At 60.1% G+C, this 24,750-nt stretch carries 26 protein-coding genes; 10 read left to right on the top strand and 16 right to left on the bottom strand.

Annotation, left to right across the window (positions count from 1 at the left end):
- Positions 1-35: 35 nt before the first annotated feature.
- From B5477_RS12420 to B5477_RS12395, 6 genes are all read right to left on the bottom strand, one after another.
- A complete protein-coding gene (locus B5477_RS12420; protein ID WP_079699979.1) occupies positions 36-491 on the bottom strand; it encodes an ATP synthase subunit B family protein in 456 nt (151 codons plus the stop codon).
- Position 492: 1 nt separating this feature from the next.
- Entirely contained in the window at positions 493-1,005 is a 513-nt protein-coding gene (gene coaD, locus B5477_RS12415; protein ID WP_079699978.1) for a pantetheine-phosphate adenylyltransferase, read from the bottom strand.
- A gap of 1 nt (position 1,006) precedes the next feature.
- On the bottom strand, positions 1,007-1,645 hold the full coding sequence (gene rsmD / locus B5477_RS12410) for a 16S rRNA (guanine(966)-N(2))-methyltransferase RsmD (protein WP_079699977.1): 639 nt from the start codon (positions 1,643-1,645) through the stop codon (positions 1,007-1,009).
- A 243-nt stretch (positions 1,646-1,888) separates the two neighbouring features.
- Entirely contained in the window at positions 1,889-3,043 is a 1,155-nt protein-coding gene (locus B5477_RS12405) for a DUF4097 family beta strand repeat-containing protein (protein ID WP_079699976.1), read from the bottom strand.
- On the bottom strand, positions 3,040-3,717 hold the full coding sequence (locus B5477_RS12400; RefSeq protein WP_132084998.1) for a permease prefix domain 1-containing protein: 678 nt from the start codon (positions 3,715-3,717) through the stop codon (positions 3,040-3,042). Before B5477_RS12400 ends, B5477_RS12405 begins: the two co-directional genes overlap by 4 nt.
- A complete protein-coding gene (locus tag B5477_RS12395; protein ID WP_079699974.1) occupies positions 3,608-4,048 on the bottom strand; it encodes a PadR family transcriptional regulator in 441 nt (146 codons plus the stop codon). The genes B5477_RS12400 and B5477_RS12395 overlap by 110 nt, the downstream gene beginning before the upstream one ends.
- 178 nt (positions 4,049-4,226) lie before the next feature.
- On the opposite strand from B5477_RS12395, the gene B5477_RS12390 reads away from it, so the two are divergent.
- The 4 genes from B5477_RS12390 to B5477_RS12375 all read left to right on the top strand — a co-directional run bounded on the left by B5477_RS12390 (position 4,227) and on the right by B5477_RS12375 (position 7,234).
- Positions 4,227-5,522: a bifunctional folylpolyglutamate synthase/dihydrofolate synthase gene (locus B5477_RS12390; protein ID WP_079699973.1), complete on the top strand. Its 1,296-nt coding sequence runs from the start codon at positions 4,227-4,229 to the stop codon at positions 5,520-5,522.
- A 155-nt stretch (positions 5,523-5,677) separates the two neighbouring features.
- A complete protein-coding gene (locus B5477_RS12385) occupies positions 5,678-6,001 on the top strand; it encodes an STAS domain-containing protein (protein ID WP_117508194.1) in 324 nt (107 codons plus the stop codon).
- Between the two features lie 8 nt (positions 6,002-6,009).
- Positions 6,010-6,438, top strand: a complete 429-nt coding sequence (gene spoIIAB, locus B5477_RS12380; RefSeq protein ID WP_079699971.1) for an anti-sigma F factor — start codon at positions 6,010-6,012, stop codon at positions 6,436-6,438.
- A gap of 148 nt (positions 6,439-6,586) precedes the next feature.
- The gene (locus B5477_RS12375; protein ID WP_079700490.1) at positions 6,587-7,234 is read left to right on the top strand and encodes a sigma-70 family RNA polymerase sigma factor; all 648 of its coding nucleotides are present in this window, start codon (positions 6,587-6,589) and stop codon (positions 7,232-7,234) included.
- Between the two features lie 30 nt (positions 7,235-7,264).
- Here B5477_RS12375 and B5477_RS12370 read toward each other — a convergent pair whose 3' ends face one another.
- Positions 7,265-7,558, bottom strand: a complete 294-nt coding sequence (locus B5477_RS12370; RefSeq protein WP_143533595.1) for a DUF6809 family protein — start codon at positions 7,556-7,558, stop codon at positions 7,265-7,267.
- Positions 7,559-8,572: 1,014 nt separating this feature from the next.
- A complete protein-coding gene (locus B5477_RS12365; protein WP_159449044.1) occupies positions 8,573-10,837 on the bottom strand; it encodes a transglycosylase domain-containing protein in 2,265 nt (754 codons plus the stop codon).
- A 322-nt stretch (positions 10,838-11,159) separates the two neighbouring features.
- On the opposite strand from B5477_RS12365, the gene B5477_RS12360 reads away from it, so the two are divergent.
- Complete coding sequence (locus B5477_RS12360; RefSeq protein ID WP_079699968.1) at positions 11,160-11,513, top strand: hypothetical protein; 354 nt, start codon at positions 11,160-11,162, stop codon at positions 11,511-11,513.
- A gap of 392 nt (positions 11,514-11,905) precedes the next feature.
- Here the strand turns inward: B5477_RS12360 and B5477_RS12355 are convergent, their stop codons facing one another.
- Complete coding sequence (locus B5477_RS12355; RefSeq protein ID WP_079699967.1) at positions 11,906-12,826, bottom strand: SPFH domain-containing protein; 921 nt, start codon at positions 12,824-12,826, stop codon at positions 11,906-11,908.
- 44 nt (positions 12,827-12,870) lie between these two features.
- Positions 12,871-13,317, bottom strand: a complete 447-nt coding sequence (locus B5477_RS12350; protein ID WP_079699966.1) for an NfeD family protein — start codon at positions 13,315-13,317, stop codon at positions 12,871-12,873.
- 581 nt (positions 13,318-13,898) lie between these two features.
- Between B5477_RS12350 and B5477_RS12345 the strand changes: the two genes are divergently transcribed.
- The gene (locus B5477_RS12345; protein ID WP_159449043.1) at positions 13,899-14,498 is read left to right on the top strand and encodes a GNAT family N-acetyltransferase; all 600 of its coding nucleotides are present in this window, start codon (positions 13,899-13,901) and stop codon (positions 14,496-14,498) included.
- A gap of 171 nt (positions 14,499-14,669) precedes the next feature.
- Here B5477_RS12345 and B5477_RS12340 read toward each other — a convergent pair whose 3' ends face one another.
- Together B5477_RS12340 and B5477_RS14945 are read right to left on the bottom strand one after the other, a co-directional pair.
- Positions 14,670-15,629: a uroporphyrinogen decarboxylase family protein gene (locus B5477_RS12340; protein ID WP_242942199.1), complete on the bottom strand. Its 960-nt coding sequence runs from the start codon at positions 15,627-15,629 to the stop codon at positions 14,670-14,672.
- A gap of 7 nt (positions 15,630-15,636) precedes the next feature.
- The gene (locus B5477_RS14945) at positions 15,637-15,852 is read right to left on the bottom strand and encodes a hypothetical protein (protein ID WP_132084991.1); all 216 of its coding nucleotides are present in this window, start codon (positions 15,850-15,852) and stop codon (positions 15,637-15,639) included.
- A gap of 91 nt (positions 15,853-15,943) precedes the next feature.
- Here B5477_RS14945 and B5477_RS12335 point away from each other — a divergent pair, with 91 nt between their 5' ends.
- From B5477_RS12335 to B5477_RS12320, 4 genes are all read left to right on the top strand, one after another.
- Positions 15,944-17,446, top strand: a complete 1,503-nt coding sequence (locus tag B5477_RS12335) for an ASKHA domain-containing protein (RefSeq protein ID WP_079699964.1) — start codon at positions 15,944-15,946, stop codon at positions 17,444-17,446.
- A 40-nt stretch (positions 17,447-17,486) separates the two neighbouring features.
- Complete coding sequence (locus tag B5477_RS12330; RefSeq protein ID WP_159449042.1) at positions 17,487-18,707, top strand: helix-turn-helix domain-containing protein; 1,221 nt, start codon at positions 17,487-17,489, stop codon at positions 18,705-18,707.
- A gap of 90 nt (positions 18,708-18,797) precedes the next feature.
- Positions 18,798-19,436, top strand: coding sequence for a corrinoid protein (locus B5477_RS12325; protein ID WP_079699962.1), 639 nt, complete (start codon positions 18,798-18,800; stop codon positions 19,434-19,436).
- On the top strand, positions 19,424-20,230 hold the full coding sequence (locus B5477_RS12320) for a DUF1638 domain-containing protein (protein ID WP_159449041.1): 807 nt from the start codon (positions 19,424-19,426) through the stop codon (positions 20,228-20,230). Before B5477_RS12325 ends, B5477_RS12320 begins: the two co-directional genes overlap by 13 nt.
- Positions 20,231-20,299: 69 nt before the next feature.
- On the opposite strand, the gene B5477_RS12315 is transcribed toward B5477_RS12320, so the two are convergent.
- The 4 genes from B5477_RS12315 to B5477_RS12300 form a co-directional block, all read right to left on the bottom strand.
- Positions 20,300-21,313: a uroporphyrinogen decarboxylase family protein gene (locus B5477_RS12315; RefSeq protein WP_079699960.1), complete on the bottom strand. Its 1,014-nt coding sequence runs from the start codon at positions 21,311-21,313 to the stop codon at positions 20,300-20,302.
- Between the two features lie 51 nt (positions 21,314-21,364).
- Positions 21,365-22,198: a carbohydrate ABC transporter permease gene (locus B5477_RS12310; RefSeq protein ID WP_079699959.1), complete on the bottom strand. Its 834-nt coding sequence runs from the start codon at positions 22,196-22,198 to the stop codon at positions 21,365-21,367.
- A 12-nt stretch (positions 22,199-22,210) separates the two neighbouring features.
- Positions 22,211-23,086 (bottom strand): carbohydrate ABC transporter permease, encoded by an 876-nt coding sequence (locus B5477_RS12305; protein ID WP_242942227.1) that lies wholly within the window; start codon positions 23,084-23,086, stop codon positions 22,211-22,213.
- Between the two features lie 84 nt (positions 23,087-23,170).
- Positions 23,171-24,529: an ABC transporter substrate-binding protein gene (locus tag B5477_RS12300; RefSeq protein ID WP_079699957.1), complete on the bottom strand. Its 1,359-nt coding sequence runs from the start codon at positions 24,527-24,529 to the stop codon at positions 23,171-23,173.
- Between the last annotated feature and the right edge of the window lie 221 nt (positions 24,530-24,750).

Below are 24,750 nucleotides of genomic sequence, written 5' to 3'. Positions count from 1 at the left end.
TATGGACCTCCGGGGGTTCTTATCTTTATTATTTTTTATTTCCGAATGGCGTTGCGCAATCCCTGGCGGGTCCCCTTGACGTCGCTCAAGGAGCGCGCGAGGCTCTCCTCGGTCTGGCGCAGCACGTTCTCCGAGTAGTCCTGCGCCGCGCTGCGGATTTCCCGCGCCTTCATCTGGGCCTGCTGCATGATCTCGGCCGCGCGCGCCTGGGACTGCTTGACGATCTCCTCCTTGGAAATCATGGCCTTGGCATGCTCCTCGGCCTTCTGCACAATCCCCTCGGCCTCCCGTTTGGCGACCGAAATGATCTCGGCGCGGTCGGCCACGATGGCCTTGGCCTGCTTGATCTCGCCGGGGAGGTTCAGGCGCACCTCGTCAATCATGTCCCGGACCTTGTCCGCATCCACCACGCAGCGTCCGCCGGTCAGCGGCAGGTTCCAGGCGCGGTCGAGCACCTCGTCGAGCACATCCAGAATTTCTTCGATGTTCATATTACGATTCCTCCGTTTCGCCGGTTCTCTTTTTTTCTTTCAAAAGCCGCCCGGTGATCGTTTCAAGCACACAGGATGGGACGAAGTCGGTGATGTCCCCGCCGAACCCCGCGACCTGCTTGACCAGGCTGGAGCTGAGATACATATTTTCCGCGCTGGTGGTCAAAAAGACGGTCTCCGCATAGGGGAGCAGCTTTTTGTTGGTCAGCGCCATCTGGAATTCGTATTCAAAATCCGAAAGCGCGCGCAGCCCCTTGACGATGGCCGAGGCGCCGGCGCGGCGCACATAGTCCACGAGCAGCCCATCGTAACTGTCCACCCTCACGTTGGGCAGGAAGTCGGTGGCCTTGTTTATCATATCACAACGCTCCTGCACTGTAAAGCTGGCGTTTTTCTTGGGGTTGATGACCACCAGCACGATCACCTCCTGGAACAGGACGCTCGCGCGCTTGATGATGTCGAGATGCCCCATGGTCACCGGGTCGAAGCTGCCCGGACAGACGGCGATGGACATGTTATGCCTCCTCCCGTTTGCGGTAGACGGTGATCTTGGCCTTGCCGTAGCGGTATTCCCGGTAACGCGTGAAATCGCCCGCCGTCTCGGGCGGGTCCTCGCGGCGCTCGGTCTCGCAGACGATCACGCCGTTTTCCCGCATGAGCGCTGCGCACAGCGGCAGCACCTGCTCCAGAATCCCCTTCTGGTAAGGGGGGTCGAGCAATGCGATGTCAAAGCGCTCGCGGCTGCCGCGCAGATAGGCCGCCGCATCCATTGCGGCGACGCTGGCATTTTCCTGCAGCCCGGTCTTTTGGAGGTTTTCGCGCACCACCTGCTGGGCCTGGCGGCTCACGTCCACAAAGACGCAGTAGCCCGCCCCGCGCGAAAGGGCCTCGATCCCGAGCTGCCCGCTCCCCGCGAAGAGGTCGAGCACCCGCGCGCCGGGCAGCTCGTTCTGCAGCATGCTGAAGATCGCCTCCTTGGCGACCTCGCTGGTGGGCCGGATCTCCATCCCAGCGGGGGAAAGCAGCCTTCTGCCCCTGGCTTGTCCGGTGATCACTCTCATGGATTTCTCTCCCCTCAGGATGAAACTTACACCTGCTATTATCCCCGTTTTACGGGCCCTTGTCAAGGAAAAGTGCAAATCGCGGCAAGGCATTTGGGACAGGCAAAAGGGATGCCGGATTTTAACCCGGCATCCCCTTCGGTTTTTAAGAAGAGACGGGGGAAACCCATCCCGGGGTGCCCCCTCGCGCTGCGCGCGGTTTCTCCTTTTTTTGTAGGCAAAAGACCTTGGGAGCTTCGCCTCCAAACCTCCACGCTGGAAGGATATGGCGCCGTCGGTGCCATTGGGCCCTTGCGAATCCCAGGTTTAAATCCCTTTTCAAGAGATCAATCCGCGTTATTGCCGAAAGTCCAGCTCGACGTCGCCCGAGCTGCAGGAAACCTCGATCGCGGCGGGCCCCCCGGAGCCCGAAACGTGGGAGCTGTCCTCGCCCTCGTCGTCCTTCTGGCGTTCGCCGTCCACCGAAATAGTCCCGTAGCTGGTGAGAAGGTCGTAGCCGGTCTCCCCGCGCTTTTGCGCGAGGCGCAGCCGTACGTCCCCATAGCTGGCGTGGATTTTGCTCCTGCCCGGCAGCGAGCCGGACAGCTCCACATCCCCGCTCGAGGCGTCCACCGACAGGGAGGTGCTGATTGTCACGTCGCCGCCGTACACCTCGCCATAGCTGTTGGAGAGGCTGGCGGTGTCGGCCTTGAGCTCGTCGAGCCGGAGGTCCCCGCTGCTCATCTGCACCTTCAGGTCGGTGCACCCGAGCTTTTTGAGCTTGACGTCGCCGTAGCTGTCGTTCACAGAGAACTCCCCGGCGCTGAGGTTTTCCACCTTCAAATCCCCGCTGCTCAAATCGAAGACGGCTTCCTGCGCCTCGAAGGGCCGGCTGTTCAGGAAGGAGACGTCGCCATAGCTGTTGACGATCCGCAGGCTGTCGGCATAGATTTCCCGGAAGCTGCCGTCTCCGCTGCTCAGCCGCAGCTCGGCGCTGGACGCGCCCAGGGACGGGATTTTCACATCCCCATAGGAGGCCTCCATCACGACCGAATCGAATCTCGTGTCCTCCGGATAGTAGAGCTTCACTTGGTTGGGCTTGGTCTCCCCGTCGAAGAAGATGCCCGATTCGCTGTTAAAGGTAATCCCGAAGAAGTTGAAGCCGCTGGTCCTGATCTGCACCTGCTGGTGCGCCTTATCCCAGACGCGCAGGGTATCCCCCTGCTGCTCATAATAAAACTCGTAGTAATTCCCATAGTAGCAGTGGTAGAGCGCGAAATGATCCGACGCGACGAATTCGATGTCCGCGTTCTCAATGTCGATGTCGATGTTTTGAACGGCGTCCAGCTCGACGGTCTCCTCATGCTTCGTCGTGGTGTCCAGCCTTTGTGAGGCGGCCGGAGCGGCCCCGGCGCTGCGGTTGCGGTGAAGGTGGGTGGACACCGAAAGCAGCACGCCCAACAGGAGGATCGCCCCGCAGATGGCGACGATCATTTTCGTACGGTTTTTCATTTTTCTTCCCCCTTGTCCTCACGCGCGCCGCCGAAATATTCGATCAGGGAGACGAGCAGCGGTGCGATCAAAAAGATGATCCAGCCCGGATGCCACAGCCCCATCGAGAAACCGAGGATCAGGTAGACGATGGCCGCCGCCAGCATGACGATCCCCCAGAGCCCTCCCCGGCGGGTGGGTTGGATGAAGGGCGCATCCTGCTCCCGGGCGGTCAGCCCCAGCAGGGAGCGGTAGTCCCTCGCCCGGCCGCAGAAGTAGATGAGCAGCCCCACCCCCGCGGCGATCAACCCGAAGAAGAGCAGGGGTGAGTCCAGCTCCCCGCCCGCGATGGGCGAGAGGATGAAAAGAAAGACCGCCGCCGCGACCGCCAGCCGCTGGCGGGGCAGGAAGCGCTCATATTCGCGCTGCAGGCGCTCGTGCTCGGCGTCCGAATCCGGGCCCGGCTGTGGCTGCTCCCCGCCGAAATCGAGATCCAGGCCGCGGCAGAGCTCTTCCATGCTGCCGAACTGGGAGATCACGATTCCCAGCGCCTCATACTCGTTCTTCCCCTCATCGAGCAGGTCGTTATACTTCTCCTGCATGTTCTCCAGGATGTCCTCCTTGATCTTGCGCACCTCTTCCGTCTTCGGCAGAGGCTGAAACATTGCCTCCACAAAGTTTGCGATCTGCTCCATCCTCGATATCCTCCCTTGTGAATTGATTGATCACCCGCTTGGTCAGGCTCCATTCCGCACATTTTGTCCGGTAATAGGAGCGCCCCTGTTCGGTGATGGTGTAATAGGTCCTGCGCTTGCCGAAGGTCTCGCTGCCATAATAGGAGGCGATCAGACCGCGGCTTTCCAGGCGCGCGAAGGCCGAATAGAGGGTCGTCTCCTTGATGGTGTAATTCCCCTCGCTGCGCTGCTCGATCTGGCGGGAAATCTCATAGCCGTATGAGTCCCGTTCCATCAGAAGGTGCAAAATAATGGTGTCGTTATAGCCCCGTATGACATCGCTGCTGATCAAACGGCCGCCCCCTTCCCAAACTACTACGACTGACGAAGTAGTCCCAGTATAGCACGATTACTACGACAGGTAAAGTAGTTTGAGAAAATTTCCGAATGATATTGTGAATTTCCCGCACAGGTGCTAGAATTTTCAGTAAACGCATTTAAGAAACCAAGCTGGAAATGGGGAAGGAAAGATGGATTACGAGGAGGCGCTGGCGTATATCCACTCGGCCTCGCGCTTTAAAGGGGAGCTGACCCTGCGCCGGATGGAACGGCTCTGCGCGCTGCTGGGAGAGCCGCAGAAGAAAATGAAGCTGGTGCATGTGGCGGGCACCAACGGCAAGGGGAGCACGGCGGCGCTCATCTCCTCGGCCCTGATCGCCGCCGGGTACCGCACCGGCACCTTCATCTCCCCCTATGTGCTGGATTTCCGGGAGCGCATGCAGGTCGGATTCCAGTGGATCACAAAGGAGGAGCTGGCCGGGACGGCGACCCGGGTGAAGGCCGCCGCCGGGGTGCTGGAGAGCGAGGGGCTGATCCCGACCGAATTCGAGCTGGTGACCGCCTGCGGGCTTTCCTGGTTCGCCGAGCGCGGCTGCGAGGTGGCGGTGCTCGAGGTGGGGCTGGGCGGCCGGTTCGACGCGACCAACGTCATCGGCCCGCCCGAGGTGGCGGTGATCACCCGGATCGCCCTGGACCACACCGCGATCCTGGGCGGAACACTCGCAAAAATCGCTTATGAAAAATGCGGGATCATCAAGGGGGGCGACGTGGTCTGCTACCCCGACCAGCCGCAGGAGGCGATGGACGTGATCCGGCGGCAATGCCGCGAGAAGGGCGCCCGCCTGCACCAGCCGGGGCGGGAGGAGGCGCGGGTGCTCGAATCGTCCCTCCGCCACAACCGGATCGAGTGGAAAGGGGAAGAGCTTTACATCCCGCTGGGCGGGCCGCACCAGGTGCTCAACGCCCTCACCGCCCTGGGCGCGATCGAGGCGCTGCGCGCGCGCGGCTTTGCGGTTCCCGGCGAGGCGGTGCGCCAAGGCTTTGCGGCGCTCTGCTTCCCCGCCCGGCTCGAGCTTGCCTGTGAGACGCCCCCGGTGCTGATCGACGGGGCCCACAATCCCGACGGGGTGGCCGCCCTGGTGCGCGCGCTGGGCGGCGCACAGGCGACGGTCATCTTTTCGGCCATGCAGGATAAGGACTACTCTGAAAGCCTGCGCCTGCTCGCCCCCCATGCGCGGCGGCTGATCGCCTGCGGCCTATCCCTGCCCCGCGCCGCCGGCCCCCAAGAGATCGCCGCGCTGGCGGCTCCCCTTTGTCCCGATGTGGCGGCCGCCCCGGATTTCCCCGCCGCCCTCGCCCTCGCGCGGGCGGGGCTGCGGGGGGGCGAGGCCATCCTGGTCTGCGGCTCGCTCTATCTGTGCGGCGAGGCGGAGAGCTACTTTCGCGCCAACCCGCCGATAAAGGAGAAAAACGGGACGGATTCGTAAATCTTCGACAGGATAATACAGATTGTATAGACAGAAGGGGACGATTTTCCCCGCTTCGCTGGAATATGATAGAGGATGACAGACTGAGGTCTGCCATCCTCTTTTTTTGCCGCGCAAAAAAGGACAGGCTGTGAAACAGAAAGGAAGTGCAGGATATGCCGGTCACAATCGAGTATCGGGACGAGGCCCTAATGGCGAGGCTGCAGGGAGAAATCGACCACCACTCCGCGCAGGGGCTGCGCGAGCAGATCGACGATGCAATCTCCCGGGCGATACCGCAGAAGCTGGTCATGGACTTCACCGACGTGACCTTTATGGACTCCTCCGGGATCGGGCTGATCATGGGAAGGTACCGGCAGATGTCGGTCTATGGCGGAAAGGTGGCGATCGCCGGGCTGAGCACCCAACAAAAAAAGGTGATGCGCCTGGCGGGGCTGGACAAGCTGGTCAGCTTTGAGGAGACGGGAAGAAAGGAATGATTTCTAACATGAAAAACAGCATGAAATTGCAGTTCGACAGCAGGTCCTGCAACGAGAGCTTCGCGCGCACGGCCATTGCAGCCTTTGCCGCGCAGCTCGATCCGACCTACGACGAGCTTTCCGATATCAAGACGGCGGTCTCCGAGGCGGTGACAAACTGCATCGTCCATGCCTATGCCGAGCGGCTCAACACCGTGTACATAACGGCTTCGATCAATGATGAAAACCTGCTCACCGTCAAGGTGCGGGACCGCGGCTGCGGAATCCCCGACATCAAGCGCGCCATGGAGCCCCTTTTCACCACCGATACGGCGGGGGAACGCGCGGGGTTGGGCTTCGCCGTGATGCAGTCCCTGTGCGACAAGGTACGGGTGCGCTCCACGCCGGGCAAGGGGACGACGGTCACCCTGATCAAGAAGCTGGAATCCAAAAGGTAAGGATTTGTGTAGGATGGAAGCAATTGAAAAGTCCGCGGGCACGGAGCGCCAGGAGCGGGAAGTCCAGCTGCCTTTGGAGAGCCAGGAGGCGGGCGCGCGCCTGGACGGGCACTGCCGCGAGGAGTACGCGAGCCTGTCTCGCGAAGAGATGATCAGCCAGAACATCGGCCTGGTCCATTCCTGCGCGCACAAGTTCAAGGGGCGCGGGATCGAATACGACGACCTGTTCCAGGCGGGCTGCATGGGGCTGATCAAGGCGGCGGACGCCTTTGACACCGGGCGGGGGGTGCGCTTCTCGACCTATGCGGTGCCGGTCATCCTCGGCGAAATCCGCCGGCTCTTCCGGGACGGGGGCACGGTCAAGGTCAGCCGCACCCTCAAGGAGCGCTCGATGAAGCTGACCCGCGCGCGGGAGACGCTTTCGATCACCCTCGGGCGGGAGCCGACCATCGGCGAGCTGGCGGAATACCTCGACCTGGACGCAGGCGAGGTGGTCGAGGCGATGGGCGCGGGCACGCCGCCCATCTCGCTGACCGAAACGGACGATGAAAACGGCGACTGCGGGCAGATCGACCTGCCCACCCAGTCGCCGGAGGAGCTGCTCTCGGACATCCTGTCGGTGCGCCAGGTGGTCGGGGAGCTCGGCGCAAACGACCGCAAGCTGATCGTCATGCGCTATTTCTGCGAAAAGACCCAGACCCAGACGGCCGAGGCGCTGGGCATGACCCAGGTGCAGGTCTCCAGAAGGGAGAAAAAGATCCTCGAGCTGCTGCGCCAGCAGCTTTTGGGGCCGTAAAAAAGACCTCCCCTTTCGGGGAGGTCCTTTTTAGTAGTCTTCTTCCGGGGCCTCGCGGGGCGTGGCGGAAAAGGCCTCGGCCATGACGCGCAGCCCCAGGGAAAAGGCTTTTTTGAAGATGAGCTCTTCAACGTAGTCATTCCGCTGCTGACAGGCGTTCAGATAGTGAAACATATCATTCTTCCATTCATACGGAAGGTTTTCGCTTAAAAACAGCTCGCGGCGCTCGATCTCCTCTTCCATGGCGAGATACTGTTTGTCCTCTTTCTTCCAGAGAGAAAGGGGATGCTTGCCGTAGTAAAGATTTAATAATACTTCTCCCATGATAATACCCCCTGACCGAATTTGGTCAGGGGCCTCCCTGGAGCGGCGGGGTGTAGGAGCCCCGCCGCCCCAGCCCCTTGCGGGGCGCATAAAGAAAAGCGCATGGAGGGGAAAACCCCATCCATGCGCTCGTGTCGCAAGGTCACCGGTATAAAACGCCGTTCTTTTCAAAGAGAAAAGAATGTGTTATAATGACACCAGCTAGGGTGCCGGGATACCGGTTGTATGGGGTGGTTGTGCACCTCATGCAGGGCGCAATGTGTTCGTGCACATTGCGCCTGCCATGGCTATTCTTTTTAGGGGAAACCCCTGTAAGAGCATTGTAGCACGGCAGGCAGGAAAAAGCAAGAAAAAAGGCGGAAATTGGAAGTTTTTCGTTGAAGGGAAACGCGGCGCTTCTACTGCCTCCCGCGAAAGGGACAGAGCGCGGAAGACCCCCTGCGGGTGCGGGGGCGCGGCCGTTTTCCTGGAGGGGAAGATGGCGGCCGGACTACCTGCGAGTGTGCGTGCGGCGGCCACTGCCTTGTGAGGAGATGGCGGCTTCGCCGCCATGGGGAAACCCCTTGATAGGGTTTCCCCACGTGCCAACGTTCCACTGGAACGTCGTCACTCCCCTTCCTGATCCGAAGGAGGATTCCGTCAAGGCGAGTGACAGCAACCCGGAAAGGTCGCGGGCGCCGCCCGCACCCGCCAAAGGACTTAGTCCTTTGGAAACCAGGAATTAACCTGAAAGGGGGTCCAACGCCTTAAAAGGCGTCTGAGGAAACGACCCGTTTCCAGCCTGTGAGACCCCCTGCGCGGGAAAGGGCACCATCGTTGTTGCCATCAGTCGCCTGCGCGGGCAAAAAGCCCCGCTCCGGTTTTCCGGAGCGGGGCTTCGCATTTTGCGGCGGGCCAAAACGTGTATAGTCCGCGCGTTGTCGCGCGTGGGGTGATGCTTTCATTTCCCCCTTTCTTTTCAAACAAAAGAAAGGGGTCGGGGTTTGGGGCGGACAGCCCCACAAATCCACAATCTTAGTCCCTGTTGGAACTGCTTCTTCGAGTGTTCCCCGCGCGGGAGGAGGAGCTGCTCTTTTTGCTGGAGCTCTTCTTGGAGCTGCTCCGGCTGCCGTCGTCGTCCTCTTCCTCCTCGGAGTCCTTGACCCCGACGTGCTCGGTGCAGACGTCCGGGATGTTGGTGGTCTTGTACCAGCCCATCAGCTGGCTCGGGCAGTCCTCGGTGGCCAGGTCCCCCGTCTCAACGCAGTATTGCTTTTGCACGATGTTCTGGCTGTAGTCAAAGTCGATCACCGGAAGCCCCTCGTGGATGGGCTGCATGACGTTGCGCCAGACGATCGGGGTGGGGAATTGGATGTAGTTGATCGGCTGCGCGACCGGCGCGTAGCCCATCCAGGTGACCCCGATGTAGTAGGGGGTGATCCCCACGAACCACTGGTCCTTGTTGTCCGACGAGGTACCGGTCTTGCCCGCGACGGGCATCCCCGCCAGGTCCCCCGTGAAGCGCGCGGCGGTACCGGTGCCGGGCGCGGTGGAGACGACCTGCTGCATCATCAGGTTCAGGATGGAGGAGGTCTCCTTGGAGATCACCCGCGTGGCGGTGGTGTCCGCCTCGAGCAGCAGGCTGTTCTCCCGGTCGTAAACCCTGGTGTAGGAGGTGGGCTTGGTGTAGGTCCCGCCGTTGGCGTCGATCTGATAGGCGCCGGCCAGCTCGAGGAGGGTGACTCCCTTGGTGGTGCCGCCGATGGCCATGGCGGAAAGGTTGTTGTCGTTGACCCGCGGATCCTCCTCGGGGGTGACGAGGTTCTTCATTCCGCATTTGTCGTGCAGGAAGTTGAGCGAAACCTGCGGTCCGATGAGCTGCATAAGCTTGACCGGGATGGTGTTGATCGAGCGCTGCAGCGCGTAGACGCAGGGGTGGTTGCCGTCGTAGTAACCGTAGTAGTTGACCGGCCACTGGGTTTCGGTGCCGGCGACCTCGTCCTTATAGGTGATCGGGCTGTCCTCGATGACGGTGGACCAGGTGATTAGGTCCTGCTCGATCCCCTGTAAATAGGCCGAGATCGGCTTCATGGTCGAGCCGGGCTGACGGGGCTCCTGGGTGGCGTAGTTGAGCCAGCGGTTGCCCTGCTTGGGCCGGTTGGAGCCGACCACCGCCTTGATCTGCCCGTGCAGGTCCATGACGATGAAGGCGCTCTCGGGGTAGATGGTGTTGCGGATCGGCGGGAAGGTGTTTTCCAGGTCGGTGTAGACCTCCTCGAGATAGGTCTGCATGTCGTTGTCCACCGTGGTGTAGATGTGCAGTCCGCTGCGGAAGAGCATGGAGGAGGCGGAGGAATAGTCCATCCCCTCCTTCTCCATCAGCCCGTCGATCACGTCCTCGATGACGTGGTCGACGAACCAGGTGTTCGAGGAGTTGGTCTGCTGGCCCGGGGCCTGGCTGCGCTCGGGGCGCACCTCGGTGTTGATCGCCTGCTCGTACTCCTCCTGGGAGATCATTCCGAGCTCGAGCATGGTCGGGAAGATATATTTGTTGCGCCGCTCGGCGTTGGCCTCGGGGTTGCGGAAGAGGTCGTACTTGGTGGGCGACTGGGTGGTGCAGACGATCGCCGCGCACTCCACGAGGGAGAGCTCGCTGACGTCCTTATTAAAATAGAGGTTGGCCGCCGCCTGTACGCCGTTGGTGTTGTTGCCGAAGGAGGCCACGTTGAGATAGGCCTCCATGATGTCGGTCTTGGAGTATTTCTTCTCGAGCTTTAAGGCGGAAAAAATCTCCTTGACCTTGCGTTCGACATTCGGCGCCCAGTTGTCGGTGGCGTTCTTGATCAGCTGTTGGGTGATGGTCGAGCCGCCCTCCTGGCGGTCCAGGATCGGGATGAACATGTTGATCGCGGCGGCGGCGGTGCGCTTCCAGTCCACGCCGTGGTGCTCGAGGAAACGCTTGTCCTCGGTGGCGATGGTCACGTCGGTCAGATAGGAGGGCATCTGCTCGTAATCGACCCATATGCGGTTTTCATCCCCGTGGATCCGGCTGAGCTCGTAGGGGTTGCCCTCGTCGTCGTTGGCATAGATGATCGAGGTGTAGTTGAGATCGATGTTGCGGATGTCGATATCCTCGAGCGTGCCGACATAATCGAGGATGTATACCGTCAGCACACAGCCGACGATGCACCCCGTGATCACGCAGACGAGGAAGACGGTGACAAGGGCCCTGAAGATGGTACCCAGGATCCACCGCACCCTGCGCGCCGCCGGGGAGCGTTTTTTCTTCTGTTTTGCCATAATGACCTCCATGAAAAGCAATAGCGCGGGTCATTCCGAATCCGGCCGTGCAGGTTATGTACGGAAGAAGCGACACACAGCTATAGCTTGGGCTTTCGCGAATAGAATTAGTCATGCCGATACAAAATACATTATAGCACAGTAGGGGGCAATTGTGTGAATTTTTATTAAACGTTCTTTTATGGCGCCGCCCCCGCGCGAAGCCTTTCACGGACAAGGCGGGGCCGCGGCGCATAAAATAAAAAAAGCGGTCCATATTATCTTTGAACCGCTGTGCCCCCTAAAGGGGCGGCAGCCTTTTTGGCAAAGGGGATGGAACCAAATGAAACGCAGCACGGGGCTCTGGACCGCGGGCGCGCTGATCTTCGCAATCGTGATCGGGGTATTTTCCGTCTATAGCTATAACCTGAATACCCGCGCCGGGCAGGAAGCCCAGCGCCCGGTGACCGACCTGCCGATCGAAGGGGAAGGGGAAATCCCGGAGGACTACCAGTATATCCTGCGCGCGCAGGACGGGCGGATCGCGGTCTTCCTGCCGCAGGAGAGCGAGCCCAAGATGATTTTCGACGTGCCGGTGGCGGTGCTGCCCGAATACGACCAGCGCCAGCTGGAGAGCGGGATCTATGTCCCGGATTATCAGACGCTGGTGACCCTGATCGAGGATTACATCAGTTAGCGCGCAGGAAAAAACTGCCTGTCCGGTAACGGAAACCGAAGCCAAAAATGACAGGGGCGGCGCATGACGGGCCCGTTCGGTTAAAAAATGTAATCAGTGGCGGGGTGCGGGTTACCGGTTTGTAACCGTCTTTTCACCAAAAAAGGATGAATGGAAGGGCCCCGGTGCGGTATACTATAGTCACAAGGAACAAGAGCTTGTAAGGAAAACCTTGTGAAGCTGGAGTTTCTTCCTCTTAACTTTAAAATCAAAACTTTGCCCGTTATGCGGGCAGCCGCCCGGCCTCTCCTCTGGCCGGGTATTATTTTGCCCAAAACGGGGAATCCCCCGCCTGCGCAGCCTGTGATTGCATAAAAATGGCCCGGACCATTGGTCCGGGCCATTTGGCATAATTAGTCTTTAAAGATTTCCTTGGCGCTGGCGGCCAGGCCCGCCAGGCCCTGGATCTCGCTGGGGATGATGATCTTGGTGGCCTTGCCGTCCGCAACTTTGGCCAGGGCCTCGAGGCTCTTGACGGTGAGGACCGGCGAGGTGGGATTGGCTTCGTTGAGCATCTTGAGGCCGTCCGCGGTGGCCTTCTGGACCATCTCGATGGCTTGCGCCTCACCCTGGGCCTCCAGGATCTTCTGCTGCTTGACCGCGTCGGCGCGCAGGATGGCCGCTTCCTTTTCAGCCTGGGCGCGCAGGATCTGGGATTCCTTCTCGCCTTCGGCGACCAGGATCTGGCTGCGCTTCTCGCCCTCGGCGCGCAGAATGGATTCACGGCGCTCGCGCTCGGCCTTCATCTGCTTCTCCATCGCATCCTGGATTTCGGCGGGCGGCATGATGTTCTTGAGCTCGACCCGGTTGACCTTGATCCCCCACTTGTCGGTGGCGCTGTCCAGGATGGTGGTGATCTTGGTGTTGATCACATCGCGCGAGGTCAGGGTGTGGTCGAGCTCCATCTCGCCGATGATGTTACGCAGGGTGGTGGCGGTCAGGTTTTCGATGGCCGAGATCGGACGCTCGACGCCGTAGGTAAAGAGCTTCGGGTCGGTGACCTGGTAGAAGACGACGTTATCAATCTGCATGGTGACGTTGTCCTTGGTGATGACCGGCTGGGGCTTGAAGTCGACCACCATCTCCTTGAGGCTGACCCTTTTGGCGACCCGGTCGATAAACGGTATCTTGAGATGCAGCCCGGTCTCCCAGGTGGCGTAGTAGGCGCCGAGGCGCTCGACGACGTAGGCGTTGGCCTGTGGGACGATCTTGATGTTTGAAATGACCAGGATCAGGACCAAGAGTATCAGGACGAGAATGACGATGACGGGCATTTTGTTTCCTCCTCAGTGTTTTGAGTGTATGGCGTATTAGACGCTTAAACGGACAGTTTGCGCACGATCAGTTTTACGCCGTCGATTTTTTCGACGCGCACGGTTTGGTCTTTTTCGATGGCCTCGCCGCCGGCGCTGCGCGCCGACCAGCTCAGGCCGTTAACCAGGACCCGGCCCTGCTCGTGCAGGTTGTCGATCGGCTCGGTGACGATCCCTTCCATCCCGACGACGGCGTCCGCGTTGGTCTTCTGCTTTTTAGCACCCAGCAGGCGGTGCGCCAGCGGGCGGCTGAGCAGCAGCGCGACGCAGGAGATCAGCACGAAGCAGGCAAATTGGATCGCGGGCGGAAGCCCGGTCAGCGAGAGCAGCGCGGTGATCGCCGCGCCCAATGCGAACCAGATCGATACCAGCTGGACGGTGGCCGCCTCGGCGATTGCGAGGACCACCGCGAGCACCAGCCATAAAACGGGGTATAAGACGTTTGGATTCATACGCGTTACCTTACCCTTTCTACAGCGCCCATAAGGGGCCTTGCGGACCTTTTAGAGCCCTGTGCAACGAAGCGTTTGACGATGTACATCGAAGTTTCTTTCGTTGTGAGATTATTGTACCACAGTTGCCAGCAAATTAACAAGCGCGGGAAAACGAGAAAAAAGCCCCAAAAACCGTTGTTTTGCCCGATTTTTGAAACCTACTCGCCCGGGGTTATCCCACCGTGTCCGGGGGTGACGGGGCGCCCCGGGGCTTCCAAAACGCCGGCCGCCGGATCGGGCTGTGGGAATCAGAGGGATTCCGAGGAGGTTTGCGAAAGCCGAAGGCCATTTCGCCTGCCCGCGGAAACCCCCGGATTTTTTGCGGGATATCGTGTTTTCTCCCGTTTGCGCGCCCGCAGGCGGCCGTGCTATACTTATCTTACAGGTAACATCACACACGTGGCGGCAAAATTTCCTTCGTTAGGGGTGGAACCATGCGCTAGCTTGGCTTGCCGCAAGCTTATTCAATCGGGTATATACGGCCTTAGGCCAATTATTTAAAGGTGTGTGAAATCATGTTGATCCAAGGACTCGTTCGCTTGGAGAGAAAAGATATCGGCCGGCTCGTGGAGCTGATGTCCGATAGTTTTATGCAGGACCCGCTGTACCAGAAACTGATCCCGGACGAAACCGTTCGGGAGAAGCTGCTGCCGCGTTACTTCCGATGCTACCTGGGACGCTATTTCGACTACTGCCACGCCTTCGCCGACAGCGAAGAGATGAACGGCGCGATCGTCGTGTTCGACGACAGCGACGAGCACAATGCACTGCGTTACCGCTTCGACGGGCTGCGCTATGAGCTGCTCGAATATTTCGAGGTGCTGCGCAGCGATCCAAGCCTTCGCACCTTCCGAAAATTCCGTAAGAACAAGCAGTTTTTGACCTCCGACTGGGTGCGCGGCGCCATTGACGCGCCGGACGTGCATCTTGATTTGCTGGCCGTGCGCCAGAGCGCCAGAGGAAAAGGGGTCGCCCGCAAGCTGATGGAGCCGTTTTTGCAGTATGCCGAGCAGCGGCGCTACAGCGCGACGCTCGAGACCCACAACCCGCGCAACGTCGCGATCTACCAGCGCTTCGGCTTCCAGACGGTTCTGGAGCTCGGGAGCGGCGCGCTGCACCAATATTGTATGGTGCGCTGATACGAAGAATGAAAGACTCCCCCGGCCCGCACAGCGGGCCGGGGGAGTTTCTTTGTATGACGAAGGCCGGGGTGAAAAATAAGCATAAGTTATTCCACTATTATGAAAAAAAACAGTTTTGCGCAATATTTTATTCTGGCATAATGGCAGATAGAATAGGGCTTTCCAGGCTCACAGCGCCCGCCCCAAAGAGTAATCCCCGGCGGCGGCAAAGAAGGCGCGAATGTTCTCCCAAGGGGTTTTTGGCGGGATGTCGCAGCCGGAGGAAAGGACAAAATTGGGATATTCGCGGCACTCCTCCATCAGGCTGTACACCGCGCGGCGGACCGATTCCGGCGTGCCGCCCAGGAATTCCCCGGAGGGGCTGATGTTGCCCATGACCGGGACGTTTGGCGGGGAGAGCGCCAGCATGTCTTTCAGGCGGATGGAGTCGCCGAAGTGGTAAAAAGCCGCGCCGATGTCATACAGGGATTCCGCCATGGGCACCACGTTGTTCCCGCAGTTGTGGTAGCCCACCAGGAAGCTCTCCGTCTGCACCGCGCTGACGATCCGCTTGACATAGGGGGTGGAGAACTCCTGCTCCAGCTCCGGGGAGAGCAGACCGGCGAGAGGCTCGGCCATCAAAACGCCGCCCGCCCCCGTCCCCCGGTAGGCAAGGGCATAGGTGGTCAGGAAGGCGGTGACCTTTTCCATAACGCAGTGGACCAGCTGCGGGTCGGTATAGCAGCACACCATGATTTCCGTGACGTCCATCAGCCGGCCGGCCAGGGAGAAGGGGCCGATCATCCCGGCAAGGACCGGCCGGTCGGTGATGAGACCGCAGGCCTTGCGGATGGCTTCGACGTAGAGTCCGCACCGCGCCGTTTCAAGATCCGGTATGGCAAGGGCCTCGGCGTCCTCGGGGCTTTCTATGATCCGTCCCACCACCGTCGGGACCTCGTCCGGGGAGAAATGGATGCTGGAGCCGAAGGCCTGCGCCTCCACCGAGAGGTCCATCATGCTCACAGAGGCCAAGGACGGCGCCGCGTCGGCGACCGCCTTCATCCCCCTGGCCTGAAGGTCGCTGCTGCCGATCAGGTCCTCCACGCTGATCCCCAACAGCTGGACCGAGGGGAAGGATAAGATCGGCATCGGGCGTTTATTTGCCGCCTTTATGACATTTTGCAGCCAAACCGCCATATTCTGGCTCATCATGCAAAGCTCCTCTCGCAGATAAATTTATTGTTTGAATCTTATCACATCCGATGCGGTTTTGTTTGGTATTAACTGTGTGTTTTTGGTAGAATTTACGGGTGTTTTCGCGGCTGAAATTCTTCCAAATATACTGCAAAATTACTGAAAAAATTACAATCAAGAGCGGCCGGTTTCTCCTATCCTTATTCTTAGACAGGTAAAGGAAACTACTGGTTTTGTATCCTGCGGCAAAGAGGAAAGGAAGGCGCGCCATGAAGATAGACTGCCGAAATGGAGACACCGTCGCCGACGCCCTGAAGGGGCAGAACATTTTGCTCACTCCCTGCGGGAGACGGGGAAGCTGCGGGAAATGCAGAATTCAAACGCTGGCGGGCGAATGGCTTCCCCCGACCGGGGACGAGCGGCGCCTGCTTTCTTCAGAGGAGCTCGCGCAGGGGATACGCCTGGCCTGCCAGGCCAGAGGGACCGGCCTCTGCGAGGTAAAGGTTCTCTTCCAGACGGACGAGATGCACATTCAAAGCGCGCACGGGCAGCTTACCAGCCCGCTGCGCAAGCTACGCAGAGACATGGACGGAAAATACGGCTTTACCGCGGACCTCGGCACCACCACCGTGGTGGCGCAGGTATGGAGGGGCGACGGCTGCCTTTTGGGCGAGGGGGCCATGCCCAATCCCCAAGGCGCGTTCGGAGCGGATGTGATTTCCCGGATCGAAAGCGCCCTGGGGGGCCGGGGGCAAGAGCTGCAGGACCTGGCCGCCGGATGCCTCGACGAGCTGATTAAGGAGGCCTGCCGGCAGGCCGGCATCTCCCCCGGTTCCCTCGAAGAGGGCGTGATCGTCGGCAACACCGCCATGCTCACCCTGCTCGCGGGAGAGGATCCGCAGGGCCTTGCGGTATTTCCCTTCGAACCGGGGGATTACTTCGGAGAATGGTACGGCGCGCAGGAGCTGGGGCTCGGGGCCGCAGGGGCGCGCATCCACCTCCCGCGCTGTATAGCCGGGTACGTGGGGGCGGACGCCGTGGCCGCCGCCCTGGCGGCGGACCTCGACCGCCCGGGGCCGGTGCGGCTTCTCGGGGACATCGGCACCAATGGGGAAATGTTCCTGTCGCTCGGTGGGAAGCTGCTCTGCTGCTCCACGGCGGCGGGACCGGCCTTCGAGGGCGGGGGCATCTCCTGCGGGATGCCGGGGATCGGCGGCGCCATCTCGAAGGTTTTTCTGCAGGAGGGGCAGCTCAAATGGGAGACCCTGGGCGGGACGCCCAGGGGGGTCTGCGGCAGCGGGCTGCTGGATGCGGCGGCGGCGTTTCAGGCGCTTGGCCTGCTCGACGAGTCGGGGCTTCTTGTCAAGGATGGGGAGCCGCAGCCCGCCATGGAGATCGGCGACTCCAAAATCTCCCTGACCCAGAAGGATATCCGCAGCTTGCAGCTGGCCAAATCCGCCATCCGGGCAGGGATGGAGACCTTGCTCTCCCGCGCCGGCGTCCTGCCGGAGCAGGTGGAAACGCTCTACCTTGCCGGGGGATTTGGGAGCTGTCTCAATCCAAAGAGCGCCGGCGCCATCGGCCTGATCCCCCCTCGGCTGGCTCCGAGGGCCGAGGGGCTGGGCAACGCCGCGCTGCTGGGCGCGGCCGCCATCCTGCTGCGGGAGGAGGGGCGCCGGCGCGCCCTGGCGATCTCAAAAGAGGCCGTCCACCTGGAGCTCTCGCAGGACCCGGATTTCATGGAACGCTACGTGGAACACATGATGTTTTGATCCCGCCGGCGGGATGAGCACAGGGAGAGGAGGAAAGGGCATGCAAAAGGAGCTGCAGGAGCGCGTTCTCCAGTGCGCCAGGCATTTTGAAAACCTCTGCGGGGTGCAGTGCGTGGTGGTGGACACAAGGGAAGAGCGCCTGGTGGAAACATGTGAGGAGCGCCTGTTTTTCTGCGGGCAATGCCGGCATGAGCGCCGGGACATCATCAACACCTATCTCTACGGGGCGAGCGAGGCCTACCGCTGGAACGGCAGCTATGTCTATTACTGCCCGATGGGCCTCGTCTTTGCAGCCTCGTCCATCTCCTGCGAGCAGGGGGAGCTGTGCGGGGCCATCGTGGCGGGGCCGCTGGTCATGGGCCCGCTGGAGGACAACCTGGCGGACATCCCCGACGATGCCGTGCGGGAGCGCACCGCCGGCCTGCCCAATTTTTCCACGGCACGGGTCAACGACCTGGCGGCGGTGCTCTCCTCGGTGGCGGCGCACGCCTGCGGGGTGCCTCATGGAAAGGTCGGCTCCTTTATCTACGAGCAGGAGGAGATTCTCAAGACCCTCTATAATGTGCAGACCCTTTACCGCCGGGACGAGGGCCACAGCTATCCCATCGAGTATGAACGGCAGCTTCAGCAGTTCATCCGCCAGCGGGACAAGGACGGCTCCAAGCTGCTGCTCAACCAGCTGCTGGGCCAGGTCTTTCTGGCCAGTGAATTCGACCTGGAGCAGAGCAAGGCCAGGATCATGGAGCTGGTGGTGCTGCTCTCCCGCGCGGCCATCGATGCGGGGGCCGACATCAATGAGATATTCTGCTGCAACACCAGTTATATCCGCGCGATCGAGCAGATGGACAGCATGGAGGACCTGAGCGTCTGGATCACCGGGATCATGCACCGGTTCATCAGCTATTCGTTCGACTTCTCCCAGGTCAAGCACTCCGACGTGGTGTTCAAGGTGATGGAATATGTCAAAAACAATTATGACAAGAAGCTGACGCTGGATGAGATCGCCGGCAGCGTATACCTGAGCAAATCTTACCTCAGCAGCATCTTCCGGGAAGAGAGCGGCTACCATCTCTCGCATTATATCAACAAGGTGCGCGTTGAGAAGAGCAAGATGATGCTGCTGGATGGCAACGCCCGGCTGATCGATATCGCCAATTTATGCGGGTTCGAGGACCAAAGCTATTTTACCAAGGTCTTTAAGCGCTTCGTCGGCATGTCCCCCAAGGCCTTCCGGGATTCCCGGGGGGAAATCGATAAATAATCTCCCAAAAGGCAAAAGATAATGCAAGCATTGACCGGACGCGAAAAGGTAAACTTATATCGTCAAACGGTATGGAAAGGGAGGATCGGAATGGACGATATCATGCTGGAGATCAGCGAGCTGCTGCAGAAGGGCCGGGCTCCGCTGGTAAAGGAAAAAGTACAGCAGGCCCTGGAAAATGGGTGTTCCCCCAAGGATATACTGGAGCAGGGGCTGCTGGCGGGCATGGATGTGATCGGGGAGAAATTTAGGAACAACGAGGTCTTTGTGCCCGAAGTCCTCATCGCCGCGCGGGCCATGAACAACGGGATAGCCGTGCTCAAGCCCTATCTGGCCGCGATGGGGGTGGAGTCCGCCGGCTGCGTGATCCTCGGCACGGTGAAGGGGGACCTCCATGACATTGGCAAGAACCTGGTCAAGCTCATGCTGGAGGGGAAAGGGTTTCAGGTGGTGGACCTGGGGGTGAACGTCAGCGCCGAGCAGTTCGTAAAGGCGGCGCAGGAGCATGACGCGGACATCGTCTGCTGCAGCGCCCTGCTGACCACCACTATGACGGAAATGAAATCGGTCGAGCAGGCATTGCGGGATGCAGGCCTGCGCGAAAAGGTCAAGTTTATGGTGGGCGGAGCGCCGGTCACCCAGGCCTTTGCCGACTCGGTGGGGGCCGATTGCTATACCCCCGACGCGGCGACCTGTGCCGAGGAGGCCCTGCGGCTGTGCCGGGCTTGAATCCCCCCGTCCTCCGGTTGGCGGTTATCGCCTGCCAGGTCTACAGCAGGGAGCTCTCCTTCGCCCTTTCTCAAAGCCCCTGCCCCTGTACGGTGACCTGGCTGCCGCAGGGGCTGCACAACACGCCGGACCAGTTGCGCCGCCGGCTGCAGGAGCAGATCGGGCTGCTGGAGGCCCAGCAGAAAGAGAGGGAGCGCTTCGACGCCATCGTATTAACCTATGGCCTTTGCGGAGGCGGGGTATGCGGCCTGGTCTCCTCCACCCTGCCGCTGGCGGTGCCCCGGTGCGACGATTGTATCGGCGTGCTGCTGGGCGCGAAAAAACGCTACCGGGCGTACTTCGATTCCCGGGAGGGGATCTATTGGTACAGCCCGGGCTGGATTGATTTCGGAGACGTGCCCTGCGAGGAATACTATCAAAGGCGCTATGAGCACTACCGCGCTCTTTACGGAGAGGACAACGCCGCCTATCTCGTCGAATGCGAGGACGGCTGGATGTCCCGCTATCAAAACGCCCTGTTCCTCCAGCCGGATATCCCCGGGGACTGGGAACGGTACCGCATATTTGCCCGCCAGGCCGCGGAGCGCTTTGGCTGGAATTACGAGGCGGTTCCTGGCAGCAGCCGCCTGCTCGAGCTGCTGCTCAGCGGCCGCTGGCCGGAGGACGAGGTCTTTGTCTGCCCGCCGGGTCAAAAAATCGCCCTGGTTCCGGGCACCACGGAACTGACCAGTGTGGCTCCGGACGACAGCCTCGGTATGACAGGTCCCGTGATTAGTCTCAACAGCATGTGCTGACCTCAAAAAAACACCCTGCCGGCGCCAAGGCCTTGGCGCCGGCAGGGTGTTTTTTGATGGGACAGGAAGCTAGTGCTCGGCCTTTGCTTCGGCCCGCAGCTTTTTATTGAAGTCCAGGCGCGCGGCGATGACCGCGTCGTAATTTTCCTTGGGCATGCCGAGGAAGATGGTGTTGCAGCTGGAAAAGACATGTCCGGAGGGCTCCGACTCCCGCACCGCGGTAAGGATTTCGGTGGCCTTTTCATAGCACTGCTGCGGGGTGCCCATGTGGATGATCGAACAGTCGATGTTCCCGATCAGGGTCAGCTTGCCGCGGCTGCGGAGCTTGAGCTGCGCGATGTCCATATTGGCCAGGGGATCTATACAGTGCAGCCCGCCCACTCCGCTTTCCAGGATTCGGTCGAAGATGCCGTTTAAATTCCCATCGCTGTGCCAGATGCAGGGCACGCCTGCCTTGCGGCAGGCCTCGGTCCACACTCTGAAGGCGGGGAAAAAGAACTGGTCCATCATCTCGGGGGAAAGAAAGGTGCCGGTGTTGAAGGCGAGGTCGCAGTCGTCGATCAGCCCGTCTGCCCCCGCCTCGAGCAGCTGCTCCTGAATCTCCAGCATGTGGCGCACCTCGTCCATCGAGCGCTGCTTGCACTTTTCCGGCTCCTCGATCAGCTCCATGGAATAGGCGGTGAGGTCGCCGAAAAACGGGATGCTCAGCGGCAGATAGACGGTGCCGAAGATGAAGTAGTCGTTGCCCGCCTCCTTGCGCAGGGCCCGCAGATGGGCGAGGCGGTCCGAGAGCGTTGGCATGTACAGGTCGGCGGCCTTGCCGGGAGAGATTTCCCAATATCCGCCGATGTCCTTGAGGGCGTTATGATGGCAGGCCTCGGCCGCGCGGATCATGATTTCGGCGTTGTGCCCATGCGCCAGCTCCCTTTCCTTGGGAGATAGCTTGGCCATCTCTTCGCCCACCACCGGCCACTCCCCGGCGTATTCGCGATAGAGCTGAAATTCTATCTCCATGCCGGGGACGGCCGGGATGCTTTCATGGTTATAAACTTTGAGAAATTCCTGTTTGGGGGTAAGGTTCATGATAAAGACCTCCTTTTTTCCTTATCGCGCCGCCGTGCGGGGACGGGCGTTTTATTCCTTGACGCTGCCGGCGGCAAGTCCGCGCACGAATTGCTTTTGTGCCAGCAGGAAGGTCAGCAGCAGCGGCAGGGAGCTGATGACGCAGGCCGCCAGAGTGATGCACCAGCGCGAGGCGTATTGCCCCTGGAAGGTCTGTAATCCGAGCGGCACCGTCATGAGCGACTGGCTGTCGATGAACACCATGGCGAACATGAATTCATTCCACACCGATACCGCGCTCACGATGGCGCAGGAAAAGATGATCGGCCGGCAGATGGGCACCACGATCCTAAAAAAGATCCCCAGGATGCTGCACCCGTCGATGAAGGCCGCCTCCTCGATGTCCTTGGACAGCGAGAGGAAATAGGAGCGCATGAGGAAAACGGAGAACGGCGTCTGCAGCGTGACATAGGCGATGTACAGCGCGATGTGGGTGTTGCGCAGGCCGGCAGCGGCGAACATGTTATACAGCGGGATAATGATGCAATATTCCGACACCATCAGCCCGCCGAGGATGGAATAGAAAATCACTTCCCGGAAGGGGAACTGGAACCGGGAGAGGCCGTAGGAGGCCAAGGAAGCCACGAAGCAGATGAGCAGCACCGAGATGATGGTGACGACAAAGCTGTTGAGCATATAGTCCGATATACCGGACTGCCAGGCGGTGGCGTAGTTGCTGAACATCCATTCCTTGGGCAGGGCCAGGGAGTTTTTAAAAAACTCGTCGTTGGTCTTAAAGGAATTGAGCACCCCCCACAGCAAGGGGATCAAAATCAGGGCCGCGATCAGGCCGAGAACCAAATAGCTGAAAAACTTTGCCCAAAAGGCTGATCTGTTTTTACCCATTACGCGACCTCCTCACTGTTTGCCGGAACCGGAAATGCGCAGCTGCAGCATGGACAGCAGCAGCATGATGACGAACATCACGGTCCCGATCGCCGCGGCATAGCCCATCTTGTTGTAGATAAAGGCGTACTGGTACAGCAGGGTTCCCACCGTATGGCTGGCATAGCCCGGGCCGCCCAACGTCATGACATAGACCTCGGTAAACACCTTGAGGCAGCCGATCACATCGATCACCGTCACCACCAGGATCATCTCCCGGATGGCGGGGATGGTGATGTAAATGGCCTTTTGGAAGCCGTTGGCGCCGTCGATCGAGGCCGATTCGTACATGTCCTCGGGGATCTTCTGGATCGAGACGATCAGCAGCATGCAGTAGTACCCCATGTATTGCCACTGCGCCATGAGGATGATGGCCCAGATGGCGAGGTTCGCCTCGCCCAGCCACGCATGCTGGAACTGCTCGAGGCCCAAGGTGGCCAGGACAGTGTTGAGCAGCCCGCCGCGCGACTGGTAGATGAACTTCCAAAGCAGCGCCGCCGCGGTAATCGAGATGACGCTGGGGATAAAATAGACCGTGCGGAAAAAACCGCTGTGGTTGCGGATCAGCTTGCTTTCCATGATGATGGCCAGTACAAGGCCCAGCCCGCACTGGAAGACGATACAGGTGGCGCCATAATAGATATTGTTGCGAAAGGCGGTCAGCAGGTTGGCATCGGAAAAGAAGGAGGCGTAGTTCTGGAGCCCCACGAACCGGGGCTGGGAAGAGAAGGCGGCCGTGCTGAACAAGCTGGTGTACATGTTTTGCACAATGGGGTTGTAGAGCACTACGACGATCAGTAAAAAAGCAGGAAGCACAAACAGATAGGGCACATACCACTTGACGCGCATAAAATTCACACCCGTTTCCTTAGAAAATAGCGAGGAGAGCAGGGCCGCCGCCGGCCCTGCTCCGGATAAGCTCATTGACCGGGATCAGCCGCCCATCTCTGTTTTTGCCTCGGCGGCAGCGGCCTGGATCAGCCCCATGTACTCCTCGGCGGACATGGTGCCGTTGAGGAATTCCTGCGTACGGGAATAGAATACGTCGCGCAGCAGGGTGTGACATTCGTTGTCGATCCAGTTGACCAGGCCCTTGGTCCCCATCAGCAGGTCGTACACGTCGCTGAGCATCTGGGGCGCGGTCGCCTTGTCCAGGGAGCCCTTCGAGGCGTTGAACCAGCCGATTTCGCTGCTCATGCGCTTGCCCACCTCAGGCCCGGTTATGTAACCGAGGTAATCCAGAGCCTTTTCGGGATGTTCGCACTTGGAGGACATGGAGAAGCCTTCGGGGGAACCCAGCAGCATATCCTGGTCGCCGGGCGCGCCGGGGATGGTGGGGAACTTGAACATACCGTAGTTGAGGTTGCCGCCCGAGTCCTCCTCCACGTTGGTGATCTCGATGGACTCCAAAAACGCCATGCCCGAGCCGCCGGTGGCGAAATCCATACGGGCCACGCCGTGGGTGATCGAGACCATGTCGTCGTTCATGTACTGGGCAAGCTCGGTGTACTTGGCCAGCGCATCAAGATAAGCGGGGTCGGTCCATTCGCCCGAGGTGGGGTTGTAGTCGACATCCCGCACCTCCTGCGGGACCATGACGTGGAACAGGATGGCCAGCAGGTGGGTGGCGGGCCACTGGTCGGCGTCCCCCTCGGAGATGGGCAGCACGCCGTTGCTCTGCAGCACCTCGCAGATGTGGATGAGCTCATCCCAGGTCTTGGGCGGGGTCAAGCCGTATTCGTTGAAGATGTCGATGTTGTAAAAGAACAGCTTGACGGTCAGGTCGTAGTCCAGGCCGTACAGAGCGCCGTCCTCGGTGCGAAACGGCTCCAACAGGGCGGAATTATAGTTCTCCTGCCAAGCGGTGTTCTTCTCGTATTCTTCGGCCAGGTCGTAGACCAGGCCCTCGCGCACGAACTTATTAAGGAATTCGCCGGGGAAGCTGAAAAACACATCGGGCGGGTCGTTGGAGGCCATCAGGATGGTGAGCTTTTCGGCATAGGGGTCGGTGGCGGTAAAGGTCATATTGATCTCGGTGTCGGGGTTCTTCTGGAGCCAATCCTGGGTGATGCTTTCAAAGAAGCCCTTGAAGGGTTCGTCTGAAAAGCGATGCATAACGTCCAGAACGATCTTGTCTCCATCGGCTTGCGCCGCAGGCTCGGAAGACGCGGGGGTCTGCCCGGCGCCGCCGGGGTCGCTGGAACCGTCGGGGACGGCGGGGCTGCCGCAGGCGGTGAACGTCAGGCTGAGCGCCATAATGAGAGCCATGAGTAACGCCATCTTCTTGGTCATTTTTTCTCCTCCTCGGTAAAAATAATAGGTTTCTGCCCGTTTTGGGGTAGACAGGCCAAAGCATATTGAACAAATTGGTCCTGCCCGGCTCCTTTATTATAGTATAAAACCACGGTCTAAAGGCTTGCACAATCTTTAGCCTTTTGGCAGTTTGTTTCTTTTTATTGCCGTAATTTACCGGCAGCGCGCCGTCTCAATCTTTCGCGGCGGCTTCTCCTTGG

Origin of the sequence: Provencibacterium massiliense, assembly GCF_900169495.1 — a bacterium.
Lineage (GTDB): Bacteria > Bacillota > Clostridia > Oscillospirales > Ruminococcaceae > Harryflintia > Harryflintia acetispora.
This window is presented reverse-complemented; position numbering and strand designations above follow the sequence as displayed.